The organism is Oxalobacteraceae bacterium OTU3CAMAD1 (assembly GCA_024123915.1).
Taxonomy (GTDB): Bacteria; Pseudomonadota; Gammaproteobacteria; order Burkholderiales; family Burkholderiaceae_D; genus Rugamonas.
In genome coordinates this window covers 5473781-5496580 of sequence record CP099650.1, presented here as the reverse complement: position 1 = coordinate 5496580, position 22800 = coordinate 5473781, and the positions used below count along the sequence as shown (strand labels likewise).

At 65.0% G+C, this 22800-nt stretch carries 22 protein-coding genes and 1 pseudogene; 5 read left to right on the top strand and 18 right to left on the bottom strand.

Going from position 1 to position 22800, the window contains the following annotated elements:
* Nucleotides 1–328 precede the first annotated feature (328 nt).
* The 3 genes from NHH88_23340 to NHH88_23330 all read right to left on the bottom strand — a co-directional run bounded on the left by NHH88_23340 (nucleotide 329) and on the right by NHH88_23330 (nucleotide 2280).
* On the bottom strand, nucleotides 329–727 hold the full coding sequence (locus NHH88_23340; protein USX12604.1) for a nuclear transport factor 2 family protein: 399 nt from the start codon (nucleotides 725–727) through the stop codon (nucleotides 329–331).
* Between the two features lie 2 nt (nucleotides 728–729).
* Nucleotides 730–1380, bottom strand: coding sequence for a DsbA family protein (locus NHH88_23335; GenBank protein USX12603.1), 651 nt, complete (start codon nucleotides 1378–1380; stop codon nucleotides 730–732).
* Nucleotides 1381–1506: 126 nt separating this feature from the next.
* Nucleotides 1507–2280 carry an SDR family oxidoreductase gene (locus NHH88_23330; protein USX12602.1) on the bottom strand — a complete coding sequence of 258 codons (774 nt, stop codon included), beginning with the start codon at nucleotides 2278–2280 and terminating at the stop codon, nucleotides 1507–1509.
* Between the two features lie 103 nt (nucleotides 2281–2383).
* Here NHH88_23330 and NHH88_23325 point away from each other — a divergent pair, with 103 nt between their 5' ends.
* Complete coding sequence (locus tag NHH88_23325; protein ID USX12601.1) at nucleotides 2384–3295, top strand: LysR family transcriptional regulator; 912 nt, start codon at nucleotides 2384–2386, stop codon at nucleotides 3293–3295.
* Between the two features lie 36 nt (nucleotides 3296–3331).
* Here NHH88_23325 and NHH88_23320 read toward each other — a convergent pair whose 3' ends face one another.
* From NHH88_23320 to NHH88_23310, 3 genes are all read right to left on the bottom strand, one after another.
* Nucleotides 3332–3985: a hydrolase gene (locus NHH88_23320; GenBank protein ID USX12600.1), complete on the bottom strand. Its 654-nt coding sequence runs from the start codon at nucleotides 3983–3985 to the stop codon at nucleotides 3332–3334.
* 228 nt (nucleotides 3986–4213) lie between these two features.
* Nucleotides 4214–5260, bottom strand: coding sequence for a selenide, water dikinase SelD (gene selD / locus NHH88_23315; GenBank protein USX12599.1), 1047 nt, complete (start codon nucleotides 5258–5260; stop codon nucleotides 4214–4216).
* Nucleotides 5261–5264: 4 nt separating this feature from the next.
* Nucleotides 5265–6269: a TIGR04348 family glycosyltransferase gene (locus NHH88_23310; protein USX12598.1), complete on the bottom strand. Its 1005-nt coding sequence runs from the start codon at nucleotides 6267–6269 to the stop codon at nucleotides 5265–5267.
* A gap of 34 nt (nucleotides 6270–6303) precedes the next feature.
* Between NHH88_23310 and NHH88_23305 the strand changes: the two genes are divergently transcribed.
* Both NHH88_23305 and NHH88_23300 read left to right on the top strand, forming a co-directional pair.
* On the top strand, nucleotides 6304–7503 hold the full coding sequence (locus NHH88_23305) for an SUMF1/EgtB/PvdO family nonheme iron enzyme (GenBank protein USX12597.1): 1200 nt from the start codon (nucleotides 6304–6306) through the stop codon (nucleotides 7501–7503).
* Between the two features lie 59 nt (nucleotides 7504–7562).
* Nucleotides 7563–8864 carry an amidohydrolase family protein gene (locus NHH88_23300; protein USX12596.1) on the top strand — a complete coding sequence of 434 codons (1302 nt, stop codon included), beginning with the start codon at nucleotides 7563–7565 and terminating at the stop codon, nucleotides 8862–8864.
* Nucleotides 8865–8965: 101 nt separating this feature from the next.
* On the opposite strand, the pseudogene NHH88_23295 reads toward NHH88_23300, so the two are convergent.
* From NHH88_23295 to NHH88_23275, 5 genes and pseudogenes are all read right to left on the bottom strand, one after another.
* Nucleotides 8966–10177: pseudogene (locus NHH88_23295) on the bottom strand (malic enzyme).
* A 90-nt stretch (nucleotides 10178–10267) separates the two neighbouring features.
* Nucleotides 10268–11563 carry a Glu/Leu/Phe/Val dehydrogenase gene (locus NHH88_23290; GenBank protein USX12595.1) on the bottom strand — a complete coding sequence of 432 codons (1296 nt, stop codon included), beginning with the start codon at nucleotides 11561–11563 and terminating at the stop codon, nucleotides 10268–10270.
* A gap of 165 nt (nucleotides 11564–11728) precedes the next feature.
* Nucleotides 11729–12691, bottom strand: coding sequence for a LysR substrate-binding domain-containing protein (locus NHH88_23285; GenBank protein USX12594.1), 963 nt, complete (start codon nucleotides 12689–12691; stop codon nucleotides 11729–11731).
* A 26-nt stretch (nucleotides 12692–12717) separates the two neighbouring features.
* A complete protein-coding gene (locus NHH88_23280; GenBank protein ID USX12593.1) occupies nucleotides 12718–14073 on the bottom strand; it encodes an MFS transporter in 1356 nt (451 codons plus the stop codon).
* Between the two features lie 9 nt (nucleotides 14074–14082).
* Nucleotides 14083–14556, bottom strand: coding sequence for a MarR family transcriptional regulator (locus NHH88_23275; protein ID USX12592.1), 474 nt, complete (start codon nucleotides 14554–14556; stop codon nucleotides 14083–14085).
* Nucleotides 14557–14838: 282 nt separating this feature from the next.
* On the opposite strand from NHH88_23275, the gene NHH88_23270 reads away from it, so the two are divergent.
* Both NHH88_23270 and NHH88_23265 read left to right on the top strand, forming a co-directional pair.
* Nucleotides 14839–16044, top strand: coding sequence for a cation:proton antiporter (locus tag NHH88_23270; protein ID USX12591.1), 1206 nt, complete (start codon nucleotides 14839–14841; stop codon nucleotides 16042–16044).
* A 12-nt stretch (nucleotides 16045–16056) separates the two neighbouring features.
* Complete coding sequence (locus NHH88_23265) at nucleotides 16057–16305, top strand: DUF3297 family protein (GenBank protein ID USX12590.1); 249 nt, start codon at nucleotides 16057–16059, stop codon at nucleotides 16303–16305.
* 52 nt (nucleotides 16306–16357) lie between these two features.
* Here NHH88_23265 and NHH88_23260 read toward each other — a convergent pair whose 3' ends face one another.
* From NHH88_23260 to NHH88_23230, 7 genes are all read right to left on the bottom strand, one after another.
* Nucleotides 16358–16549 (bottom strand): hypothetical protein, encoded by a 192-nt coding sequence (locus NHH88_23260; protein ID USX12589.1) that lies wholly within the window; start codon nucleotides 16547–16549, stop codon nucleotides 16358–16360.
* Nucleotides 16550–16687: 138 nt separating this feature from the next.
* Nucleotides 16688–17929: an MFS transporter gene (locus NHH88_23255; GenBank protein ID USX12588.1), complete on the bottom strand. Its 1242-nt coding sequence runs from the start codon at nucleotides 17927–17929 to the stop codon at nucleotides 16688–16690.
* A 2-nt stretch (nucleotides 17930–17931) separates the two neighbouring features.
* Complete coding sequence (locus tag NHH88_23250) at nucleotides 17932–18258, bottom strand: hypothetical protein (GenBank protein ID USX17404.1); 327 nt, start codon at nucleotides 18256–18258, stop codon at nucleotides 17932–17934.
* A 16-nt stretch (nucleotides 18259–18274) separates the two neighbouring features.
* Nucleotides 18275–18832: a sigma-70 family RNA polymerase sigma factor gene (locus NHH88_23245; protein USX12587.1), complete on the bottom strand. Its 558-nt coding sequence runs from the start codon at nucleotides 18830–18832 to the stop codon at nucleotides 18275–18277.
* 100 nt (nucleotides 18833–18932) lie between these two features.
* Nucleotides 18933–19223: a hypothetical protein gene (locus NHH88_23240; protein ID USX12586.1), complete on the bottom strand. Its 291-nt coding sequence runs from the start codon at nucleotides 19221–19223 to the stop codon at nucleotides 18933–18935.
* A 326-nt stretch (nucleotides 19224–19549) separates the two neighbouring features.
* Nucleotides 19550–21139 (bottom strand): retropepsin-like domain-containing protein, encoded by a 1590-nt coding sequence (locus NHH88_23235; protein ID USX12585.1) that lies wholly within the window; start codon nucleotides 21137–21139, stop codon nucleotides 19550–19552.
* A 205-nt stretch (nucleotides 21140–21344) separates the two neighbouring features.
* Nucleotides 21345–22745 carry a DEAD/DEAH box helicase gene (locus NHH88_23230; GenBank protein USX12584.1) on the bottom strand — a complete coding sequence of 467 codons (1401 nt, stop codon included), beginning with the start codon at nucleotides 22743–22745 and terminating at the stop codon, nucleotides 21345–21347.
* Nucleotides 22746–22800 lie beyond the last annotated feature (55 nt).

Here is a 22800-nt window from a genome sequence, read left to right as displayed (position 1 = left end):
GCAGCGCGATCGAATCGCCGGTGCGGGATGGAGCATGGGTGGCCGGGGTGAGCATCGGTGCAGACTTTCCTGGGTTTTGAAGACGGGTGCGGCTTGTGGCCTGCACGGGGTGCGTTGAAAACGCGGCTGGAACGCGGATTAAGCGCGTGCTAGTAGGCGCGCTGCTAGCGATAGGCTAGCAGACGGCAGCAGGAAAGCGGATAGGTGCAGATGCGAAGTCATAGGCCTTAATGTACGAGATCGCCTGCATGGCTGTCAAGGGAATGTTGGTAATGGTGTATCTGGCATCGTTGCAATCCGGCCCGCGCAGGATTGATTTCGCACCGATTCAGGCCATCGCCTGGTGCACCAGCAGCGTGTCGGTGAACTGTTCGAAGGCGACGACTTTGCCGTCCTTCAGCGTCCAGATGTGCGTCACGCGGGCGCGCATGCTCTTTTTGGTGGCGCGGTATTCGCCCTGGTAGACGCCAACGCCGATGATGTTGTCGCCGGCGCCGAGCAGCGTTTCCAGTTCGAAGCGGTAGTCCTTCCAGTCCCGTCCCAGAACGCCGAAGACGTTGTCGAGCACCGCCTGCGGACCGACCCAGGTGCCGGCGCAGGGGAAGCCGGCCATTTCGGTCCAGCGCACATCGGGCGCGACGTCGGCCATCATGGCGGTGGTGTCGCCCTTGGTGGAGGCGTCGTAGTGGGCGCGGACGATGTCCAGATTAGTTTTGGTTGTGCTCATGATTAAACCTCCTGATTGGCGGGAAAGTACTGTCCGAGAAAGGCCAGCCACGCACTGGGGCGGCCCAGATACGGCGCCAGTTCGACGCGCGTGAAGATGCCATCCCGCTCCAGCACCAGCGACGGAAAGCCGGTCGCGCCCAGGCGGTTCATCAGCGCGCGCGTGGCGACGACGTGCTCCGTGGTCGCAGGACCGGCCATGTCGTCGTAGGCGCTTTCGAAGGCGGCGCGGTCGATGCCGATGTCCGTCGCCAGGTCGGCCAGCACCTGCCGCTCGGCTATGCGCCGGCCCTCGACATAGTGTGCTGTCTGCACGCGGGCCAGCAGCGCCAGGCCTTGCGACGCGACCTTTTCGGCCGCCAGGATGGCGGTGGTCGGCGGTTCGGAGTCGAGCACCGCGCCGCTGTCGTTGAGCAGCGCGTCCTTGTAGGCGGCGCCGAACGGCTGGCCGCTCAAATGGGCGATGCGCTGGTCGGCCTCGTTGACGTAGCGACGCAGTTCCGGCGTGACGGGGCGCCGTTGGGCGCCCATCATCATGCCGCCGGCGTGGGCTTCGATGCGGGTGACTTCGCGCGCCGCCTCGATCAGCGGCGCGGCGCCGTAGCACCAGCCGCACATCGGGTCGTAAATGTAGTGCAGGGTCGATTCGCTCATGGTAGCCGTTCTTTCTGTGGGTTGACTGCTTGCGACAGTGAGGCCCCAACTGTATCTGTTCGCTTTACGCGAATAAATACCGTCCTGATCGAAAGATCGTTGCGTGAATCGAGCGAATCGGTCCTTTTAGAGCAGCAGGCCGCCAGAGGCCTCGATGCGCTGGCCGGTGATCCAGCCGGCGTCGCCCGTCAGCAGTGTCGCGACCACGCCGGCGATGTCGTCGGCGCCCGCGTTCCGGCCCAGCGCAGTCATGCTGGCCAACTGCGCATTCATGGCGGCGTCGTCGCGCACCTGGCCCCCGCCGAAGTCCGTCGTGGTCGGCCCCGGGGCGACGACGTTGACGCTGATGCCGCGCGGGCCCAGTTCCAGCGCCATGTAGCGCGTCAGCACATCGACCCCGCCTTTGGCCGACGCGTAGGCGGCGAAGCCGCCGAAGGTGAAGCGGGCCAGCCCCGACGAGGTGTTGATGATGCGGCCCCCGTCCTCAATCAATGGCAGCAGCTTCTGAGTCAGGAAGAACGTGCCTTTCAAATGGGTGTTGATCATCAGGTCGAATTGCTCCTCGGTGGTGTCGGCCAGCGAGGCGTGGACGCCGCCGCCGGCGTTGTTGACCAGGTAGTCGAGGCGCTCGCGCTGCCAAAAGTCCTTCAGCGTGGTGCGCAGTGTGTCGGTGAACGCTGCGAAGGTGCCCGAGGCGCCAACGTCGAGGCGCAAGGCGACGGCGCGGCGGCCCAGGGCCTCGATCTCCTTGACGACGGCGGCGGCCGGCGCTTCGCCGTTCAGGTAGGTGATGATCACATCGACGCCACGGGCGGCCAGTTGCAGCGCGTGGCTGCGGCCGATGCCGCGGCTGGCGCCGGTGATGAGGGCGATGCGGTTTGATGTGGTGGTCGTGTTCATGGATGCTCCGAATGAATGAAAGAGGCCCCCACTTTACCGTTCTGTTTATTGGAGATAAATCGTTATAAAATGAATGAACTGTTTCGTCAAAAAGAACAATGGCATGGACCTGAATGAGTTGAGGATATTTAGCCGCGTCGCTGAACTGGCCAGCTTCACCAAGGCGGCCGAGGAGCTGGGCATGGCCAAGGGCCGGGTCTCGACCTTGGTGCAGGCGCTGGAGGCGGAGGTGGGCGGGCGCCTGCTGCAGCGGACCACGCGCAGCGTGCGGCTCACGCCCGACGGCGAGGCCTTCCTGGCCCGCTGCAAGGAGCTGCTGACCGAGGCCGATCAGTTGCAGGGGATGTTCCGGCCCGCCGCCGGCGCGCTGCGCGGCAGGGTGCGCATCGACATGCCCGGCATGTTCGCGCAGGAGCTGGTCATGCCGCATCTGCAGTCGCTGCTGGCCGAGCATCCGCTGCTCGACCTGGGGATCAGCGTCAACGACCGCCGCATCGACATGGTGCGCGAAGGCTTCGACGCGCTGGTGAGGATCGGGCCGCTGCCCGATTCCGATATGGTGGCGCGGCCGATCGGCGCGATGGCGATGTGTAACCTCGCCAGTCCGGCCTATCTGCGCCGGCACGGCACGCCGCGCACGCTGGCCGACCTGGCGGACCATCGCATCGTCCATTACGCGGCCAATCTGCGCAGCGACGGCGCGGCGTTTCGCTATGACGTGGACGGCGTGGTGCTCACCGTGCCGATGCGCGCGGCGCTGTCGGTCAACAGTTCGACGTTCTTGCAGGCGGGCTGCCTGAACGGGCTGGGAATCATGCAGGTGGCGGTGCCGACCAACCGCCGCCTGATCGACAGCGGCGAGTTGGTTGAAGTGCTGCCCGAATTTCGTCCGCCGCCGATGCAAGTGTCGTTGATGGTGCCGCAGCGGCGCCACATCGCGCCGCGCGCGGAGGCGGTGTTCAACTGGCTTATGCAAATCACCCGGCCGGCCATGCTGGACGGCGCGAATGACTAATCGGCGGGCCGGGCGTGGCGCCCGGCCCGAACAGGATTAGTGGCCTTCGCCGGCGTTGAACATGGTTTTGGCGTAGATCAGACCCAGGCCATAGCCGCCGCCGTGCGCGATCGAGGTGGCCACGGTCTCGTTGTAGGTCTCGCCGCGCGCCCAGTCGCGCTGCAGTTCGAGCAGGTACTGCAGCGAGGTCATTGGACGGGCGCCCAGTTGCACCATGCGTTCGACGGCGCGTTCGTGCGCTTCGTCGGAGACGTCGCCGCTGGCGTCGGTGATGACATAAACTTCAAAGCCCTGGTCGAGCGCCGAGAGGGCGGGGCCGACGATGCACACCGACGTCCACAGGCCGGCCAGCACGATCTTGTCCTTGCCGATGGCGTTGACGCGGTCGGCGATGCGTGGATCTTCCCAGGTGTTCATGGTGGTGCGGTCGATCGCCACTTCGTCGGGGAAAACCGATTTGATTTCGTCGAAGATCGGGCCTGAGAACGATTTTTCGGCGACGGTGGTCAGGATGGTCGGGACGGCGAAGCCTTTGGCGGCCTTGGCGACCAGCGCGACGTTGTTGCGCAGCTGGACCGGGTCGATCGACTTGGTGGCGAACGACATCTGCGACTGGTGATCGATCATGATCAGGGTGTGGTTGGTTGGGTTCAGCAGGGTGTTGCCTGGTTTGGCGATGGCGGTTGGCATAGTAAGCTCCTAAGTATAGTGAATAATTTCGATAGAGTGGTTCGCGTTTTTCGCGGCTTTTGTTTCGCGTTGCTCGCTGCTGGAATGAAGTATCCGCGACGTGAGGGAAAAGTAAAAGCGGAAAAATTACGGTTCTATGTTCGAAAATATCGACAATGACTTTGGGGCGGGAATCGGGATGGTGAAACCTGCGACCGGGGACGGGCGCCCCGGCCGTTATGGACGTCGTTATTCGACGCGCACGCGCGCTTCGCCTTCGGCCATGCGGCCGATGACGGCGGCCTCGCCGAAGCCTTCGCGGCGGAATAGTGCCAGGACTTCCTCGACGCTGCCGGCGTCGCATGAGACCAGCAGGCCGCCGGAGGTTTGCGGGTCGGTCAGCAACATGTGCTGCGCCTGCGAGACGCCCGCGCCCAGGGTCACGTCCTTGCCGTACGCGTCCCAGTTGCGTCCCGAGGCGCCGGTGAAGTAGCCGTCGTGCGCCAGCTGCTCCACACCCGGCAGCAGCGGAATCTTCGCCATCTCCAGATGCGCTTCCAGCTTGGCGCCGCGCGCCAGCTCCAGCAGGTGGCCCAGCAAACCGAAACCGGTGACGTCGGTCAGCGCATGCGCGCCGGTCATTTCGGATAGCGCCTTGCCGGGCTTATTCAGCTTGGTGGTGTTGGCGATCATGGCCTTGTAGCCGTCGGCGTCCAGCTTGTCCTTCTTCAGCGCGGCCGACAGCACGCCCACGCCCAGCGGTTTGCCCAGCACCAGCACGTCGCCGGCCTTGGCGTCGGCGTTGCGTTTGACTTTGGACGGGTGCACGAGGCCCAGCACCACCAGGCCGTAGATCGGCTCGACCGAATCGATGGTGTGGCCGCCGGCGATCGGAATACCCGCTTCGGCGCAAATCGATTCGCCGCCCTTGATGATCTGGCCGATGGTTTCGATCGGCAGTTTGTTGATCGGCATGCCCACCAGCGCCAGGGCCATGATCGGCGTGCCGCCCATGGCGTAGACGTCGGAGATGGCGTTGGTGGCGGCGATGCGGCCGAAGTCGAACGGGTCGTCGACGATGGGCATGAAGAAGTCGGTGGTGGCGATCAGCGCCTGTTCGTCATTGAGCTTGTAGACGGCGGCGTCGTCGGCCGTCTCGATGCCGACCATCAGTTCCTTCGGCACCGGGAAGCCGGTCGAATTCTTCAGGATCTCCGACAGCACGCCGGGCGCGATTTTGCAGCCGCAGCCGCCGCCGTGGGAGAAGGAGGTCAGTTTGATAGCGTCGTTGCTCATTTGTTCATTCCTTGGTTGGGCTTATTCGGTGAAGATTGAGCAGATTATCCACTAACTCGAGCAGGGCCGCCCGTTCGGCGGCCGGCGCGAACAGCGGAGCGCGGGCGTCGCACTGGGCGCGCAGCAGCGCGTGGAAGGGCGGGTCTTCGATGGTGCGGTCGATCAGGCGCGCCAGCGCGGCGGCGTCGCCGGGCGGGAAGTAGCCGGCGTAGTCGTCGCCCAGCATGCCGCGATTGCCGTTGATGTCGCTCGCCAGCACCGGCACGCCGGCGCTCACCGCTTCGATGATGACGTTGGCGCCGCCCTCTATGTGCGACGTCAGCGCCATCGCGTGGCTGCGCTTGAGGCGCTGGCGCGTGGCGCCGTGCGGCATGGCGCCCAGCCAGTGGTAGCGCGGCTCCTTGCCGGCGGTGACCTGGGCGGCGGTGGCCAGCGCCGGCTCCAGCGCGCCGCCGATGTGGATCAGGCGCGCGGTCGGCGACGTCACCTCTGTGGCGGCGCGCATGAAGGTGTACGGGTCTTTCTCGGCGCGCAGGTGGCCGATCATGCAGATGTCCACATGCCGCCTGGTTGTCGGGGGCGACGGCCGCAGGGTGGCGGCGGACTGGTAGATGACGTGGGCCTTGGCGTGCAACGGCGCCGGCAGCACTTGCAGGCCTGCCGCTTGCAACAGCACCAGCGCGGTGGTCTGGTCCAGCGAGCGCCGCGCGCTGGCGTCGGTGTCGATGTCGCGATACAGGTCGGTGCCGGTCAACAGCAGGATGGAGGGGCGGTCGGGCCACGCTTGCGTCCACGCGTCCAGCGACGCCGCCGAGCGGCGCGCGTGCAAAGCTATCAGCAGGTCGGGAGGCGCGGCCGGCGAGGGCGCATCGGCGTCGGGCCAGTGCAGACTGACCGTGACGCGGTAGCGCGTGCGCAGGAAACGCGCCCAGCGGCTGGCGCTTTGCCAGTTGCCGTTGTTGGCGCGGGCCGACGCCGGGCTGACGATCCAGATATGCTGTCGTGTCACTGGTGTTTTGCTTAAAAGTCGTTACAATCGCCCCATGAATTCCAGCCCATCCTCGTTCCGGAACGCCAGTCCACAGCAATTGGCGCAGTCGCTGCGGCATGCGCGGGATTATACGCTGCTGCTGTTCGATTGCTTCGCCGCCGCCGGCATGGACGTGCCGGCCCGTGTGCCGCAACTGCGCATCCTCAATCCGCCGCTGTGGGAGCTGGGCCACATCGCCTGGTTCGCCGAGTGGTTCATCCTGCGCGAGGCGACATCGAGCCATCCGGCCGACGGCAACGGCAACTGCCTGCTGAGCCGTGGCGACGACTGGTTCGATTCCGCGCTGGTGCCGCACCGCAGCCGCTGGACCTTGGACCTTCCCGGCACCGGCGCGCTGAAGACCTACTGCCACGAGGTGCTGGACCGGGTGCTCGATAAACTGTCGCGCGAGCCCAACACCGACGAGGCGCTGTATCCCTACCGGCTGGCGCTGGCGCACGAGGACATGCACGGCGAGGCGCTGCTCTACACCTTGCAGACGCTCGGGTTGGCGGCGCCGCAGACCGCCGCCGCGCCGGGGCAGGCGCAGTTCGCGCCGTCGGAGATCGGCTTCCCCGGCGGGACCATCGAGATGGGCAGCGCCGGCGGCGGCTTCGTGTTCGACAACGAGCGCGCCGCGCATGCCGTGCGGGTGGCGCCGTTCACCATCGACAGCAGCCTGGTGACCAACACCCAGTATGCCGATTTCGTCGCCGATGGCGGTTACGACAACCGCCAGTTCTGGAGCAACGCCGGCGCCGAATGGCTGATGCGCCAGGAGCGCTCGGCGCCGCGCCATTGGCATCGCGACGGCGGCGTGTGGCGCACGATGCGCTTCGGCGAGTTGACCACGCTCGGCGGGGCGGAGCCGGTGCGCCATCTGACCCTGTACGAGGCGCAGGCCTATTGCGCCTGGGCCGGCCGGCGCCTGCCGACCGAGGCGGAGTGGGAGTACGCGGCCCTGTCGGGCCATCCAGCATTCCGCTGGGGGCAGCTGTGGGAGTGGACCTCGACGCCGTTCGAGCCGTATCCTGATTTCGCGCCGGACCGCTACCGCGAATATTCGCAGCCGTGGTTTTCCACCCACCAGGCGCTGCGCGGCGCTTCGTTCGCCACGCAGCCGCGCATGGTCTCGGCCAAGTACCGCAACTTCTACATGCCCGAGCGCGACGACATGTTCGTCGGCCTGCGCACCTGCGCCTGGCAAAAGTAGCTACGCGTTTTCATGGTTGCTCTGCTATTCTTTTCTCTTTTTTGAAAAGGGCGCACGCCATGAAGTTCAAGCATCTTTCGGTCACCGCCGCCGTCCTCTGCGCCCTGGGCGCGGCCCTGCCGTCTTTCGCCGCCGACGCCAAGGCGGAAGCCAAAGTGGTCGTCATCCGCGCCGGTAAACTGGTCGACGTGGTGGCCGGCACGGTGCTCAAGGACCAGACCATCGTCATCACCGGCGAGCGTATCACCTCGGTCGGTCCGAGTGCTTCGGCCAAGGTGCCGGCCGGCGCGCAGATGATCGACCTGTCGTCGCAGACTGTGCTACCAGGCTTGATCGACATGCATACCCATTTGACCAGCGACGCTTATCTGGGCGGCTACAACGCGCTGGGTGTGTCCGACACGCGCGCTGCCCTGTATGGCGTGCGCTCGGCGCGCAAGACGCTGGAGGCGGGCTTCACCAGCGTGCGCAACGTGGGCGCGGGCGGCTTCGGCGATGTCGCGCTGCGCGACGCGATCAACGAGGGGGACTTCATCGGGCCGCGCATGAGCACCGCCGGTTACGCCATCGGCATCCAGGGCGGCCATTGCGACGAGAACTTGCTGCCGGCGGATAAGAACGTTGTCGGACGCGGCGTGGCGGACGGCCCGTGGGAGGCGCGCGCCAAGGTGCGCGAGATGGCCAAGTACGGCGCCGACGTGATCAAGATTTGCGCCTCGGGCGGTGTGCTCTCCAAGGGGAACGAGCCGGGCGCGCAGCAGTACACCTTGGAGGAGATGCAGGCCATCGTCGGTGAGGCGCACAAGCTTGGCCGCAAGGTGGCCGCGCACGCGCACGGCGCCAGCAGCATCCGCGATGCGATTCTGGCAGGCGTCGATTCGGTCGAGCATTCGAGTTTGATCGACGAAGAGGGCATCAAGCTGGCGCGCGAGAAGGGCACCTATCTGGTGATGGATATTTACAACGACGATTTTATTTTGCAGGAGGGCGAGAAGGCCGGCATGCTGCCGGAGTCGATCGCCAAGGAGAAGGTGATCGGCCAGCTGCAGCGCGATAACTTCCGCAAGGCGTTCACCGGCGGGGCGAAGATGGCGTTCGGCAGCGATTCGGGCGTTTATCCGCATGGCGACAACGCCAAGCAGTTTGCGTACATGATCAAGTACGGCATGACGTCGATGCAGGCGATTCAGGCGGCCACCATCAACGCGGCGGATTTGTTGGGGTGGAAGGACAGGGTGGGGTCGATCAGCGTGGGCAAATTCGCCGACATTATCGCGGTCAAGGGCGATCCGGCGGAGAACGCGGCGGAGTTGACCAAGGTGTCGTTCGTGATGAAGGGCGGGGAAGTGATTCGGCGGTGATCGGCGAAACCCGCAATGCCAGGCGGGGTCGTACCCAGTCGGGTACGACCCCAGTGTCCGGGGTGCGGGTTTAGTGGGGCTTAGATCAGCGATTCGGCCAGGTCGGCCAGGTCGTTGGCGTAGTCGATCTCGATCAGCTCTTTACGCGCGACGCCGCTGCGATACGCGGCGGTGGCGATCTTCGGCGTGACGCCGCGCAGCAGGCGCGGGTCCAGCAATCCAGGCACCACGTAGTCCTTGCCGAAGCGCGCGTCGGCGCGGGCCATGTCGGCCAGCGCCACCACGCAGGCGCGCTTCATTTCCTGGTTGATCGTCGAGGCGCCGCAGTCGAGCGCCGCGCGGAACAGATACGGGAAGCACAGCGCGTTGTTGATCTGGTTCGGATAGTCCGAGCGGCCGGTGGCGATGATGGCGTCGGGCGCCACTTCGCGCACCAGTTCCGGACGCAGTTCCGGCTCCGGATTGGCCAGCGTGAAGACGATCGGATGCGCGTTCATGCGCGTGATGTCGGTCTGCGACAGCACGCCCGGACCGGAGACGCCCAGGAAGACGTCGGCGCCCTCCATCACGTCCGACAGCTTGGTGGCGGTGGTGTCCTGCGCCCAAGCGGCTTTTTCGCCGTCCAGCGCGCGCGCGGTGGTCAGCACGCCCTTGCTGTCGCAGACGAAGATGTTGTGCTTTTGCGCGCCCAGGTCGACCAGCAGGTCGAGGCAGGCGATGGCGGCCGCGCCGGCGCCCGAGCAGACGATTTTGACGGTGGCGATGTCGCGGCCCGTCATTTCGATCGCGTTGAGCATGCCGGCGCCGACGACGATGGCGGTGCCGTGCTGGTCGTCATGGAAGACCGGGATCGACAGGCGCTCGCGCAGCTTGCGCTCGATGTAGAAGCATTCCGGCGCCTTGATGTCTTCGAGGTTGATGCCGCCGAAGGTCGGGTGCAGCGCGGCGATGATCTCGACCAGCTTGTCCGGGTCGGTCTCGTCGATTTCGATGTCGAAGGCGTCGATGCCGGCGAATTTTTTGAACAGAACCACTTTACCTTCCATCACCGGCTTGCCGGCGAGCGCGCCGATGTTGCCCAGGCCGAGCACCGCGGTGCCGTTGGTGATGACGCCCACCAGGTTGCCCTTGGCGGTGTATTCGTAGGCCTTGGCCGGCTCGCGCTGGATTTCCACGCAAGGGGCGGCGACGCCGGGCGAATACGCCAGCGCCAGGTCTTCCTGGGTGCCGACGCTCTTGGTCACTTCGATGGCGATCTTGCCAGCCTTGCCGGCGCGGTGATAGGCCAGTGCTTTCTGTTCGATGGTGCTCATATTGTCCTTATTTTTGGTGACGCTCTATATGCGAAAAACGCCCGCACGGGCCAAGGCCGGTGCAGGCGCAAATTGCTGGGATTCGTTAAATCATGGGTACAGACCGCGAACCTCGCGGGCTTGCAGCACGCGCGTGCACGCCAAAATGAAGGTGGCGGTGCGCAGCGTAACCTTCTTCTCTTGTGACACGGACCACACGGCGTTGAACGCCTCCTGCATGATGCGCGTCAGGCGGGCATTGATCTCATCCTCGCTCCAGAAGAAGCTGGAGAAATCCTGCACCCACTCAAAGTATGACACAGTTACGCCGCCGGCGTTCGCCAGCACGTCCGGCACGATCAGCACGTCCTTGTCGGTGAGGATGTCGTCCGCTTCCGGCGTGGTCGGGCCGTTGGCGCCTTCCAGGATGATTTTGGTGCGGATGCGCTGCGCGTTGTCGGCCGTGATTTGCTGTTCCAGCGCGGCCGGAATCAGGATCTCGGTTTCGATGTCCCAGAAGGCGTCGCGGTCGAGGAAGGCTTCGGCGCCGGCGAAACCGGTGACGCTGCCGCATTCGGCCACATGGTGGTGCAGACGGGCGATATCGAGGCCGCCCTGGTGCACCACGGTGCCGGTGTGGTCCTGCACGGCGACGACCTTGGCGCCGGCGTCGGCGAACATGGTCGCTGCCACGCCACCGACATTGCCGAGGCCCTGGATGGCGACGCGGGCGCCTTCGATGGCGACGCCGCGCTTGATGGCGGCTTCGCGGCCGACCACGAACACGCCGCGGCCCGTCGCTTCGCGCCGGCCCAGCGAGCCGCCCAGCGAGATCGGTTTGCCGGTGACGACGCCGGTCGACAGGTTACCTTCGATCATGGCGTAGGAGTCCATCATCCATGCCATCACCTGTTCGTTGGTGTTGACGTCGGGTGCCGGGATGTCCTTGTTCGGTCCGATGATCAGGCTGATTTCGCTGGTGTAGCGGCGCGTCAGGCGCTGCAGCTCGCCGCGCGAGAGGGTTTTCGGGTCGACCCGGATGCCGCCCTTGGCGCCGCCGTATGGCACGTTGACCGCCGCGTTTTTCACCGTCATCCACGCCGACAGGGCCATCACTTCCGACAACGTCACGTCCTGGTGGAAGCGCACGCCGCCCTTGCCCGGACCACGCGACATGTTGTGCTGCACGCGGTAGCCTTCGTAGTGGGCGATCGAGCCGTCATCGCGCTCGATCGGCACGTCGACGGTCAGGATGCGCTTCGGGCGCTTGAGCGTTTCGACCCAGCGCGACAGGCTGCCCAGGTGCGGCGTGACGCGGTCGATCTGCTGCAGGTAGACGCCCCATGGACCCAGGTCGTCGGGATTGAGGTAGGAAGGCAGTACGTGCTGTTGGTGTGCGGTGGTCATGCTCAGGCTCCGTTGGATTTGTTTTTGATGAGCGCCGCGCGCTCATGGCACATAGCGGCGATCAGTGGAGCGAATCATAGGTCGGAGCCGCGACAACGGGCCAATGCTGTATGCGCATTCGACTATGCGTTTCATGCATAGTTATTTAAATACCAATAAAACTTCCTAACGTTCGGAGACCGCGACGCGGCGTTTGCGGCCGCTGTCGTTCTGCTGCCGTTCGAGGAAATCCCACAGTCTTTCGACGATGGCCTTGCCGCGCCGCTGCGGCGATGGACGTTCGCGATACAAGCGGATCTCCATTTCGATTTCCCATTCCGCGCTGTCGTTGTCGGCGCGCGCGAGCAGCTTTTGTTTGAGCTCGCGCGTGACGGCCGATTCGGGCAGGAAGGCGATGCCGCTGCCTTCGAGCGCCATCATTTTCAAGCCTTCGGCCATGTCGGTTTCGTAGTGCGGCTCCAGGTGGAGCGGGGTTTTGGCGTCGCCCAGGATCAGCTCCACCATGCGGCCCAGGTAGGCGTTGTTCGTATACGATAAAAACGGCAGCGGCGCCTTCTTGGTGCCCGGCAGCGTGAATTCGGGCACCTTGTTCTTGTCGCAGCGCGCGTAGGGGCGCAGCGATTCGCGGCCCAGCACCAGCATGTCGTAGCGGCCCGGGTCGAGCTGCACCGGCTGGCGGGGATGGTGATAGCACAGCAGCAGGTCGCAGCCGCCTTCGACCAGTTGCAGCACGGCGTCGTGCACGTTGAGCGCCATCAGGCGGCTGCTGATCGGGGCGAAGTCGCGCTCCAGGGCCGTCAGCCATTTGGGCACGAAGGTCAGCGACAAGGTGTGCGGCACGGCCAGGTCGATGCTGGTCTGGGCCGCGGCGCGCTTGGAGCGCAGCATGTCGCGCGCGCCGTTGATCTGCGCGAGCATCTCCAGTGCCTGCTCGTAGAACACGGTGCCGGCCGGCGTCAGGCGGGTCGGGTAGGAGGTGCGGTCGACCAGGTCGGTGCCGAGCCAGTTCTCCAGCGACTGGATGCGGCGCGAGAAGGCCGGCTGCGTGACGTGGCGCAGCGCCGCCGAGCGGCTGAAGTTATTGGTCTCGACCAGGGAGATGAAGTCTTCCAGCCATTTGGTTTCCATACGGGTTATCCCTTATCAGGTATTGCCTACTGCGGGTTCGTGATGCCGCGCATCGGCGTGACCACATACGCCAGCGCCGCGCACAGCACCAGTATCATGCCACCGCCGGCGAACAATTGCGACAGCGGGATGATCGTCAGCAGCCAGCCGGTGGCGCCGGCCGACAGCGGCGCGAGGCCCATGAAGATGAACATGAAGATGCTCATGGCGCGGCCCATCATGTGCGCCGGCACGCGGCGCTGGATCCACGTGAAGACGTTGATCTGCATGAAACCGGCCAGCACGCCGATCGCCAGCATCAGCAAGGCCGCCTGCCACACCGCGTCGACCGCGCCGAGCGGCATGACGAGCAGGCCGACGGCGCCGTCGATCAGCAGGATCAAGGTGCCGAAGGTGGCGAAGCGCAGCCGCGCGCCGCCCATGGCCGCCGCGCCCATGCCGAGCAGGGTGCCGGCGCCGTGCACGCCCATCAGCAGGCCCAGGGTCGTGGCGCCGTGCAGCGCGGCGGCCAGCACCGGCAGCGCCACTTGCATGGTGCCGCCGATGAGCAGCGAGACGGCGCCCCAGTAGATAAAGCAGGTGCGCAGCGGGACGTCGCGCCACACCATCGCCAGCCCGGCGCCGACGGCGCGCAGCACGGAGGCCGGCGCCTGGGTGTTTGCGGGCGCGTTCAGCAGGCGCACTTTCGACAAAGTCCACGCCGAGGCCAGGAAGCTGAGGCAATCGAGGCCGAACGCCAGCGCCAGGCCGCGCGCGTCGGCCACCACCGCGCCGGCGCCAAGCTGGTCGCCGTGGCCTTGGCCGCCATCGCCGATCGCCAGCAGGCCCGCCGCGATCAGGGGCCCGATCAGCATCGACAGCTGGCGCAATCCCATCAACATGCCGTTGGCCGCCTGCAGCTGCGCCGGCGCGATCGCCAGCGGCATGATAGCGGTGCCCGACGGGATGCCGAACGCCTGCGCGAGGCCGATGCCGAAGGCCAATACGTAAATTGCCATCAAGGTCAGATGCGGCGTCATGACGACGGTGAGCGAGACCGATCCGCCCACGTCCAGCGTGTGCGAGGGCTGGTGGTCGAGCACCAGCAAGGTCAGCACGGCCAGCAGCGCGGCGTTGGCGTACTTGCTGAGCATGAGCACGCGCTTGGGCGAGTGGCGGTCCACCAGCGCGCCGCCGACGAGGATGAAGACCGCGCGCGGAATGCTCATCAGCGCGATGACGAGGCCCAGCGCGACGGTGTCGCCGGTCAGCTTGAACACCAGCCAGGGCAGGGCGATCATCGTCAACTGGTCGCCCAGCATGGAGATGACGCCGCCGCGCAGCAGCCATTTGAAGTTGGCGTCGCGCAGGAGCGCGGCGCGCGGCGGAAGGGACTCGGACATGGTGAGCTCTTAAGAGTTCGAGGCGTTCATGCCAGCGATCAGGCCGAGCGCCTCGCTCAACTCGGCGAAGCGCTCTTGCGGGCAGTTGCGCAGCAAGTCCTTGCTGATCTGCTCGGCGACGACGATGGCGTTGTTGAGCAGTTCGCGGCCGGTGGCGGTGATGGCGGCGTAGGCGACGCGGGCGTCGCGCGGGTCCTGCTGGCGTTCTACCAGGCCGATTTTTTCCAGCGGCAGCAAGGTGCGGGTGACGCCGGACGCCGTCAGGCCCTGGCGCTCGGCCAGGTCGACCCGGCGCAGGCGGCCGCCGGGCGCGCGGTTGAGGTAGTGCAGCAGCATGAAGTCGCCGAAGCTGATGCCGTGGTAGCCGCCCAGCACCTGGTCGAGCCTGCGCACCAGCGTGGCTTGGGCACGCGCCAAGCGCAGCGCAAACTCCAGGCTGGGGCTGACGGCGGCTGGCGCCGTGTCGTGATCGGGGTTGTCCATAAAATATCCTTTTGTCGTTGAGATATGTTTGATAAGTACTTGAGTGTGCAAGTATATACCGCTGACCGGAGAAAGCAAGCGCGGCGGCGCAACCGGCCCCGCGCCGCTGTGGCGTATACCACACTATTTGATCCGTACTACAGGGGCGCGGCGCGGCGGGATGGTGAAAAGATTAACCTAGGATGACTTTCATTACTGCTTTCGCCATACAATATTGCCTAAAGTTACGCCTCCGCTAGGAGGCCCGGCTTTTACTCAAACTACAATAAGCAGGGGACATTTATGCACATGGGCACCACCGAGATCTTTTTGATCGCGATGTTAATTATCTTTAGCGTGCCGTATCTGATTTGGCGCTTCGGCCGCACCGACTACTACGCGCCGCTGGTGGTGGTGCAGATCATCACCGGCATTTTGCTCGGGCCGGGCATCATGGGCCGCGCCTATCCGGAGTACTACAGTTTCGTCTTCAATCCGCAGGTGGTGCAGTCGCTCAACGGCATCGCCTGGTGGGCGGTGATGATCTTCGTGATGATCGCCGGCATTGAACTCGATTTGAGAAAAGCCTGGGAGCACCGGCGCGAGAGCACGATCACGGCCGGCCTGGCGCTGGGCATGCCGCTGGTGTTCGGCTGCGTCGCCGCGCTGGGCATGCTCGGCTACGCCGGCTGGGTGGGCCCGAAGGCGCAGGACTGGCAGTTCGTGCTCGGCGTGGGCATGGCGTGCGCGGTCACCGCGTTGCCGATCCTGATCCTGCTGATGGAAAAGCTGGAAATCCTGCGCCAGCCGATCGGCCAGCGCATCCTGCGCTACGCCAGCCTGGACGACATCGCCATCTGGGGCGTGCTGGCCGTGATCCTGCTCGACTGGGACCGGGTCGGCCGCCAGGCCGGCTTCCTGCTGGTGTTCGCGCTGGCGACCAAGCTGTTCCGCGCGATGATGGTGCGGCTCGAGGAGCGCGACCGCTGGTATATCGCGTTCATCTGGCTGGCCGTGTGCGCCTTCGCGGCCGACTGGGCCGGCCTGCATTACATGGTCGGCGCCTTCCTGGCCGGCGCGGTCATGGATACGGACTGGTTCAACCAGGAGAAAATGGACTTCCTGCGCGCCAACGTGCTGATGGCCGTGATGCCGGTGTTCTTCCTCAGTACCGGCCTGCGCACCAACTGGGAGGTGGGCGGCTCGGCCGTGTTCGTGGCGGCGGCGGTGCTGCTGGTGGCGTCGGTCAGCGGCAAGCTGGCGGGGGTCCACCTGGCCGGGAAAATCCTCAAATGGGGACCGGGCGAGGCGTCGATCATCGGCTGGCTGCTGCAAACCAAGGCCTTGATCATGATCATCTTCGTCAACATCCTGCTCGACAAGGGCATCATCACCAACGGCACGTTTACGGCGCTGCTGTTGATGGCCATCGGCAGCACCATGCTGACGGTGCCGGTGGTGTACCCGAAATTGCAGCGCGTGGCGCAGCTGATCTTCAAAACCAGCTGATATAATGGCGGAATGAACGATACTACTCAACTCCCTCCGCTGCCGGATCGTCTGTCGATCGATCCGCGCAGCCCGCACCATGTCGCCGCCGTGTTCGAACACGACGTCGGCATCCGTTTCAACGACAAAGAGCGTCTGGACGTGGACGAATACTGCATCAGCGAAGGCTGGATCAAGGTTCCGGCCGGCAAAAGCCTGGACCGCAAAGGCAATCCGATGCTGATCAAGCTCAAAGGCAAGGTCGAAGCGTTCTACCGTTAATCCATCGCTCTGAAAAGAAGAAGGCCGCCTGGTTGCTACCGGCGGCCTTTTTTTATTGCGGGGGCTGCTCGCTGCGCAGCTTGTCGAGCATTTGCAGGGTTGACGGCACCAGGTTCATGATGCCGTGGTAAGCGCAGTATTCACAAAACGCCTCCTCCGGGCTCATCGCGTTGATGCTGTTGTCGGAGTGTCCGCGGCGGCGCAGCGCCCGCAGGCAAGCCGCATCCATATTTCTGGCGTTCATGGAATTCCTCCCTTTCGAGTTGAGTATTGAGAATCACTCCGCCCATTATAATTCCAAATAGTTCCATGTGGCAATTAAATTGAATTTTACTAATAGGATTGAAATTTTCGCCAATATTGAGGGCGCGCCAACCCGGGGTCACAGGGCCGGCTGGGCGGCCGCGAGGCCGCGCTGCAGCCGCCACACCAGCCCCAGCGCCACCAGCGAGGTGGCCACAACCACATAGCCGATCACGCTGAAGTGCTGCAATTTGCCGTCCGGGGCCTGGGTGACGATGTGGCCGGCCACGACCGAGGCCACGCCGCCCGACAGTTGCTGGATCGAGGCGCTGATGGCGTTGAACGCGCCGCGCTGGGTGGCCGGCGGCACCGACGCGGCCATCGCCTGGAAGGGGATCATGCGCGAGAAGATGCCGACGAACATCAGCGCGTTGACCGCCACCAGCGCCCACATCGGAATGGTGCCCAGGTGGGTGTAGACCACCACCATCACGATCGACAGCGCGGTGCCGAACACAAACACGGGGAACTTGCCGCGCCGGTCGGCGGCCCTGCCGATCAGCGGGCCGGCGAAGATGGTGCACAGGCCGGTGACCAGGTAGACGGTGGGCAGGTGGTGCATGTCGATGCCGAGGTTGTTGACGATGTAGGCGCTGCTGAAGGGCATGAGCATGAAGCCGCCGGTGGTGAGCAGGGCGGTGATGGAGAAGGCCAGCAGGTGGCGCGGCACGGTCACCGTGTGGTACAGGTGCGCCCACGGGCTGTGGCGCTGCGGCTGGTCCAGGTGGGCGTTGACCGGCTGCATTTTCCACGCGACCAGCAGGCCGCCGGCCAGGCCGAAGACGGCCATGGCGAGGAAGGGCACATGCCAGTCCCATTTGTTCGATAAATAGATGCCGATCGGGATGCCGAGCACCTGGCTGGCGGCGAAGGCGGTCTGGATCAGGCCCATGACGCGGCCGCGCAGCTGCGGCGCGAACAGGTCGGTCGAGATGGCCAGCACGATGGAGCCGATGACGCCGCCGAACAGGCCGGTGACCACGCGCGCGGCCAGCAGGCTTTCGAAGCTTTGCGCCAGGCCGCACCAGACGGTGCCGAGGATGAAGCCGGTGTAGAAGAACAGCAGCAGTTTCTTGCGGTCGTAGCGGTCGGCGAAACCGGCCGTCAGCAGGCCGGAGGCGCCGGCGCTGAAGGCGTAGGCCGACACCACCAAGCCGAACTCCATCGGCCCGATGTTGAGGGCCGGCATGATCACCGCGCCCAGCGGCGACATCAGCATGAAGTCGAGGATCACCGCGAACTGCAGGAAGGCGAGCATCGCGACGACGATTTTTTGATAGGGCGTGAAGTTCGCCGCCACGGCGGCGTTGGTTTTTGTCATTGTTATTCCTTGGTGTTTTCGTTGGTCCAGTCACGGCCGTGGCCCCAGAAGCGGCCTTTGTGGGCGGCGCGGAATTGTTCGCGCTCCTCCGGCGTCATCGCCTGCCAGCGCTGCCAGCGTTGGGCGCCGGCCTCATGGTGGTGGCGGCCGCCGAAGCCGCCGACCAGGATGCGGCACAGCACCAGCAGGCCGAGCGCGCGCCAGTAGTCCAGCGGCGCGCCGCCGGCGAACAGGTGGGGCACGATCCAGTTCCATAGCAACATGACGATCCAGCCCAACAGTGCCATGATAACCAGCATCTTGGGGATGAGCAGCAGTTTGTATTTCATCATTTCGACTCTCCTTTCATTCGTTGTACAGGTCCTGCAGCCGCGCGCGCAGGTGCAGCACGGCGTAGCGCTTACGCGCCAGCAGGGTGTTGACAGACACGCCGCTTGCGAGCGCCATGTCCTTGAAGCTCAGCCCGTCGAGCTCGTGGGCGATGAAGACGTCGCGTTGGTTGGGCGGTAGTTCTTCGAGCGCCGCCTGCAGTTGTTCGAGCAGCACGGCGCGGTGGTAGGCATGCTCGGGGCCGGCGTCGGCGGACGGCACCAGCAGGTCGAGGCGGTAGGCTTCGCCGTCCTCGTCGACCATGTCGTCCAGCGGCACCTCTTTCTTCTTGCGGAAACGGTCGATGATGCGGTTGCGGGCGACGCGGTAGAGCCAGGCGCTGACCTGCTCGATCGGTTCCGGCAGGCGGTGGGCCTGGGTGAATTCGTAAAAGACGTCTTGCAGGATGTCTTCGGCGTCGGTCTGGTCGGCCACCCGGCGGCGGATGAAGCTGCCCAGCTTCGAGCGCTCGCGCAACACCGTCGCGGTGATGGCTTGGTCCTGGTCGGCGGGGGTGGGGGATGGCGGCGGCATGGTGGTGTAGACGGCCCGCCGTCGCGGATATTGTGTGAACGATACAAATTGTTGCCTGCTGGGTTGCGCTCCCCTCATTATGCCCGGATTGCCGCCGCGATCAAGGAACGTCGTCGAACTCGTCGTAGTCGCGCCTGCTCTTGGGAACGCGGCGCTCCAGCGTGTTGCGTGCTTGGTGGTCGACGTGTTCGATAAGTACCAAGGCCGCGTTCAAGGCATTGCTCATGGTTTCGGCCGCAGCGCTCATCGCCTCAGAGGGTGTCGGCGCCGGCTTGGCGGCGCGCTTTTGCAGTTGCGCGCGCAGCAGGTCGGCGTTGCTCCAGTTCTTTTCACCGGGGAAGCGCAGCCAGAGGGCGCGGGGTAGGCGGCGCTGCGGGTCCGCTCGATCCACTGCTTGACGGCGGCGACCACCGCCTCGGTCACCGACAGCGGGCTGGCGGTTTCGCGCAGGAAGGTTTCTAGCTGGAGGAGGGTGGCGGGTGGTAGATAACGGGGGCGTGGGGGAACCATACTCTTTCTCCTTGAGGGTTTGGTCTTTTTCGGTCTCTTTCAGTCTCTTGGACCGCAAGAAGACGCAGGAGTTTAAAAAAGACCAAAAGAGACCGAAAGAGACTGGCGAAAGAGACTCGTTCCCCGAAGGGCTGGTGTGGGCAGACCCACTCCGCGCCTCGCGCTGTTTTGCCTGCTTACTAGTGCCTGCTTACTAGTGCCTGCTTCCTACTCGGCTGACATCACCTTGTTGGGCTCGATATAGACCTTGCCGCCCTGGTAATCGAACAGGATGTTCAGTTGCCGCAAAATGCCGTTGCTGATGTTGCCGGCGAGGGTGGGGCTGTTCAGCGTGCCGCCGCCGCGCGTCGACAGTTCCAGGGTCGGGTCGGCGATCCGCACGCCGCCCATTTCGAACAGCTTGCCGCGCGTTGTCAGCACCTGGGTGGTGCCGCCGATGACTTGCGCGGTCTGCACCGTGTCCCCGGCGCCGTATTTTTCCACCAGCCCATAGCGGTCGACGAACGGCTTGCTCATCGTCAGCGAGAAGTCGCTGCCGGTGTCGATGGTGAACTTGCCGGGCAGGCCGTCGAGCACGGCTTCGATCTGCGGCGTCTTGTCGTGGAACGACAGCGGCGTGGCGGCGGCCGCGCCGCGATACACAAAGCTGTCCGGGTCGTGGAAGGTCAGCTGGCGCGCGGCGTAGTCGATCAAGGTCGGCGTCAGCCACAGCCATTCGTAGCCGATGGTGCCGTCGATCGGCAGGTTGTCGAGCGTGGGACTGGTGAAGAAGGCCTGGCGGTCCAGGGTCAGGCCGGCCATGCCGATCTGCTGCACCGTGGTCAGCACGCCGCGTTCGGTCTGCTGGCCGAGGCCGGATAGCACAGCCACGCCCTGCGCGGGCAGGCGCAGGCGCCGGTATAGTTTATCGCTGATGACGTTGCGGGCGCCGGTGTCGAGGATGAATTTGAACGGGCCCTGTCCGTTCAACGTCAGCATCACGCAGATGTGCGCCTGGCAAGGCTCGAATGGCACCGTCACGGCCGGCCGCTGGGCCGAGAAGCCCTGCATCACGGCCGGCTGCGGCAGGGAGAAGTCCATCTGCGCGGCGGGGCGGTTGAGCACGATGGTGGACACGCGCAGCGTTTCCTCGTCGGCGCTGTCTTTCGCGTCGCGCACGCTTTCCTCGAAGGGCAGGGTGACGGCCCCCACGCGGCGGAAATCGCGGTAGTCGATGGTGAAGGTTTTACCGTCGACCACTTCCTGGCGGCGCTCGATGCGGCGCGTGGTGTCGTTGATCCAGTAATCGAAGGCGATGCCCGATGCCAGCTCGACGCGCACGACCGCGTAGTCGACGCCGGCGTGGCGGCGCGGCGCCTTCAGTTCCAGCCGGCGCGCCTTGCCGCCGCGCGCGAACCACCACGCGTAAGATTGGCGTCCCAGATGCAGCTCGGGATCGCGGGCCGGGCCTTCCTGTTTTTCCAGTTTGCCCATGCGCTGGCGCCAGAAGTTGCGGCCGTCCGAGCGCGACATCAGGCGCGCCACCGCCGACGTGGGGATGCGTTGCGCGTAGCGGCCGCTGGCGAAATCGAGGTCGCTGCTGCCCGCCTCGTCGTGGTCGAGGTAGGTGCGCACGAATTGCGTGTGCTGGGTTTTGACTTGCCGCCAGGCGTTGCCGCCGACCGCCTCGCGCGCCTGGGCGAGCAGCGCCGCCGCGCCTTCGGCCGCGACGCCGTGGAAGCTGGCGATGGCCAGGCACAGGCCGGCGGCGGCGCGGAGCACGTGGATGGTGCAGGTCATGCGAAGGGTGCAGGCCATGCGGATTGTGCTGATAAGCTGGCGAACTAGCAAAAATGAATCCTTGGTTTGGCGGCACCGGCGGCAAGCGCGCCGATGCAAACAGCCATGTTAGCTGAAAAGCCATGGGCCGCGCCAGCCGTGAGGCGCCCCAACGCAAAAGCGGCCACCAGATCGCTCTGGTGGCCGCTTTTATTTGTCGCTTACGCGAAGCTAACGGTGACGATTAACGGTCGCCGTAGCTGCGGCGGGCGCCGTCGGTGCTGCGCGGATTGCTACCCTTGTAGCCGCCGCCGGTGCTGCCTTCCTTGCGCGGAGCGCTAGGCTTGCTGAACGTGCGCTGGCCCGGCTTGGCGCCGGTGCGGTTGTCGCCCGGCTTCCAGCCGCCTGGACGCGAGGTCGAACGGGCCGCCGAGGCGGTCTTCTTCGGCTCGTAGCCTTCGATGACGTTGACCGGGATCAGCTGTTTCGTGAAACGCTCGATGCGCTTGACGTTCATGCCTTCGGCGTGGTTCACCAGCGAGATCGCCAGACCGTTGCGGCCGGCGCGGCCGGTGCGGCCGATGCGGTGGACGTAGTCCTCAGGGAACTTCGGCAGGTCGTAGTTGAACACGTGCGTGATCGTCGGCACGTCGATGCCGCGGGCGGCGACGTCGGTGGCGATCAGGATCTTGACCTGGCCGCGGCGCAGGCTGTCCAAGGTGCGGTTGCGGGCGCCCTGGTGCATGTCGCCATGCAGCGCGGCGGCCGAGAAACCGGCGATGTTCAGGCGGTCGGCGATGGTGTCGGCGTCACGCTTGGTGGCGGTGAACACCACGGCCTGGTCGAGCGAGTCGTCGCGCAGCAGGTGGTCCAGCAGGCGGTTCTTGTGCGACAGGTCGTCGACGAAGTGCACGCGCTGGGTGATGTTCTCATGCTTGTTGGCGGCGCTCAGCACCTGGATCACTTGCGGATCCTTGGTGATGCGGCGCGCCATGTTGCCGACGACGCCGTCGAGCGTGGCCGAGAACAGCATGGTTTGACGGGTCGACGGGGTGGCGTCGACGATTTTTTCGATGTCGTCGATGAAACCCATGTCCAGCATACGGTCGGCTTCGTCCAGCACCAGGATTTCCAGTTGCGAGAAGTCGATCTTGCCCGATTCCATGTGGTCGATCAAACGACCCGGGGTGGCGACCAGGATCTCAGGATTCTTGGCCAGCAGTTGCATCTGTTTCGGGTAAGGCATACCGCCCAGGATCGACACGGCCTTCAAACGGCGCAGGTTGACACTGTATTTGTCGGTATTGGAGGTCACTTGCAGGGCCAGTTCGCGGGTCGGGGTCAACACCAGCATTTTTGGCTGTGCGGCTTTGAAACGCGGGCGCTCGCCACGGGCGCGGGCGGCCTGCATTTCCTGGTTCGGCGTCTTGCCGGCGGCGGCCGGGTCGATCTCGGACAAACGGTGCAGCGACGGCAGCATAAATGCGGCGGTCTTGCCGGAACCGGTTTGCGAGGAAACCAACAAGTCCTTGCCTGCGATGGCGGCAGGGATGGCCTGCTGCTGAACCGGGGTCGGCGCGGTGTAGCCGGCGTCGGTCAGGGCTTTGATGATGGACGTGTTGAGACCTAGTGCTTCAAATGTCATGCTGTTCTTTCGTAAAAAACCTGCGCCCGTGCAAACGCCGAACGCGAAATAGCAA

What these genes read in the sequence shown, in the direction of transcription:
- NHH88_23330 (USX12602.1), bottom strand. Translation starts at nt 2,280, where the DNA reads ATGAACACGACCACCACATCAAACCGCATCGCCCTCATCACCGGCGCC.
- NHH88_23335 (USX12603.1), bottom strand. Translation starts at nt 1,380, where the DNA reads ATGAGCGAATCGACCCTGCACTACATTTACGACCCGATGTGCGGCTGG.
- NHH88_23260 (USX12589.1), bottom strand. Translation starts at nt 16,549, where the DNA reads ATGAACGCCAGAAATATGGATGCGGCTTGCCTGCGGGCGCTGCGCCGC.
- NHH88_23325 (USX12601.1), top strand. Translation starts at nt 2,384, where the DNA reads ATGGACCTGAATGAGTTGAGGATATTTAGCCGCGTCGCTGAACTGGCC.
- NHH88_23275 (USX12592.1), bottom strand. Translation starts at nt 14,556, where the DNA reads ATGGACAACCCCGATCACGACACGGCGCCAGCCGCCGTCAGCCCCAGC.
- NHH88_23285 (USX12594.1), bottom strand. Translation starts at nt 12,691, where the DNA reads ATGGAAACCAAATGGCTGGAAGACTTCATCTCCCTGGTCGAGACCAAT.
- NHH88_23235 (USX12585.1), bottom strand. Translation starts at nt 21,139, where the DNA reads ATGGCCTGCACCCTTCGCATGACCTGCACCATCCACGTGCTCCGCGCC.
- NHH88_23290 (USX12595.1), bottom strand. Translation starts at nt 11,563, where the DNA reads ATGACCACCGCACACCAACAGCACGTACTGCCTTCCTACCTCAATCCC.
- NHH88_23270 (USX12591.1), top strand. Translation starts at nt 14,839, where the DNA reads ATGCACATGGGCACCACCGAGATCTTTTTGATCGCGATGTTAATTATC.
- NHH88_23300 (USX12596.1), top strand. Translation starts at nt 7,563, where the DNA reads ATGAAGTTCAAGCATCTTTCGGTCACCGCCGCCGTCCTCTGCGCCCTG.
- NHH88_23265 (USX12590.1), top strand. Translation starts at nt 16,057, where the DNA reads ATGAACGATACTACTCAACTCCCTCCGCTGCCGGATCGTCTGTCGATC.
- NHH88_23305 (USX12597.1), top strand. Translation starts at nt 6,304, where the DNA reads ATGAATTCCAGCCCATCCTCGTTCCGGAACGCCAGTCCACAGCAATTG.
- NHH88_23280 (USX12593.1), bottom strand. Translation starts at nt 14,073, where the DNA reads ATGTCCGAGTCCCTTCCGCCGCGCGCCGCGCTCCTGCGCGACGCCAAC.
- NHH88_23250 (USX17404.1), bottom strand. Translation starts at nt 18,258, where the DNA reads ATGAAATACAAACTGCTGCTCATCCCCAAGATGCTGGTTATCATGGCA.
- NHH88_23245 (USX12587.1), bottom strand. Translation starts at nt 18,832, where the DNA reads ATGCCGCCGCCATCCCCCACCCCCGCCGACCAGGACCAAGCCATCACC.
- NHH88_23255 (USX12588.1), bottom strand. Translation starts at nt 17,929, where the DNA reads ATGACAAAAACCAACGCCGCCGTGGCGGCGAACTTCACGCCCTATCAA.
- NHH88_23230 (USX12584.1), bottom strand. Translation starts at nt 22,745, where the DNA reads ATGACATTTGAAGCACTAGGTCTCAACACGTCCATCATCAAAGCCCTG.
- NHH88_23340 (USX12604.1), bottom strand. Translation starts at nt 727, where the DNA reads ATGAGCACAACCAAAACTAATCTGGACATCGTCCGCGCCCACTACGAC.
- selD (USX12599.1), bottom strand. Translation starts at nt 5,260, where the DNA reads ATGAGCAACGACGCTATCAAACTGACCTCCTTCTCCCACGGCGGCGGC.
- NHH88_23320 (USX12600.1), bottom strand. Translation starts at nt 3,985, where the DNA reads ATGCCAACCGCCATCGCCAAACCAGGCAACACCCTGCTGAACCCAACC.